This is a genomic window from Oleiphilus sp. HI0067 (assembly GCF_001635735.1).
Window position 1 is genome coordinate 1 of sequence record NZ_LWFI01000076.1, and the last position, 1,131, is coordinate 1,131.

Below are 1,131 nucleotides of genomic sequence, written 5' to 3' on the forward strand. Positions count from 1 at the left end.
TGATGATTGCAGAGTAGGCGTTCGCGTGAATTTCAACGCCCGACATAGGGCTATTCATATGAGAAAAGGGCGTGGGGATAATATCACCTAAGCCAGCCGCAGTTGCCCCAATAAGAATTGTTTTGTTGCGGAATGTCTCGGCCGGTATCTTATTCGACATCACGTCAACATAACTGTAAGTCGGGTAAGTGCCGCGAGGTCCTGCAAACGGAATAAGGCGGTATTCTGCGTTGACTGCCACATATGGGACACGCGTCTGTTGGCGAATCTCTTGTAAATATTGAACCATGGGATTGGTTTCGACCGCCATGGCCATAGACATCGCAGGCCAGTATGCATCTCCGACACCTGTGTTGAGAAATATTCCGCGAGTCAGACCATCCTCATCGAGCTCAACATGGACGTGCCCTAAGCCAAGTGCGGCGTTGGCTAATTCTGGAATAGGTAGAATTTCTGAAAGCGGCTTGTCATAGGCGAGGGGGTGAACATGTAGAGGTAACAGAACATTTCCTGCATCTGCTATTGCCTCAGCGAGAAGAAAGTCATCCGCTGGGTGTTGCGTGTCATACTCTGAAAACAATACATCAAATACGATGAGTGAGGCTTGATAATATCTCAGCTTATCAACAAGTTGTGCGTGAATAGCTCTTCGCCAAGGCCATTGGCCAATGCTACTAAGACTTTTCTCATCAATCGAAATAATAACGGTATTAGGGTCTGGATCCACCGTTGCTGCATGCGTAAATGCATCATAAGTGAGGAGGTCTAGACGCTTTGCTACGTGGCTATATACAAGCAGCGCGCTCACTAAAATAAGCGCCAAAGTGAGAATGTGCTGCTCGTAAGGATGTGGATCGTTTATAGGCTTGCTTGCCATAGTTCTATTGTATTTATTGAGGAGTAGGCTCTAACAAAATATCTTTATGTGGGCCAAACTCTGAACTAAATATTTCGTCGCCTAAGCCTTTTACACGGGCATAAAAATGCTTGCCTTCTGGTAGCTTGAGGAACGCACGTGTTTTACTAAGCGTTTCTTCTTTTAATAATCTTCTGAACTCTTTATCGTCTGATATTTGTAATACATAGCCTTGGGCGTTGTCTACGGTGTGCCAGAAAATTCCCACTTGGTCG

General features: G+C 45.7%; 1 protein-coding gene and 1 pseudogene. Both read right to left on the minus strand.

Annotation, left to right across the window (positions count from 1 at the left end):
• Positions 1-877 (minus strand): CHASE2 domain-containing protein (locus tag A3739_RS01220; protein ID WP_156502227.1); only part of this gene is annotated, 877 nt, incomplete at its 3' end.
• A 13-nt stretch (positions 878-890) separates the two neighbouring features.
• A pseudogene (locus tag A3739_RS29120) lies at positions 891-1,131 on the minus strand (peptidoglycan-binding protein); the annotation flags it as partial.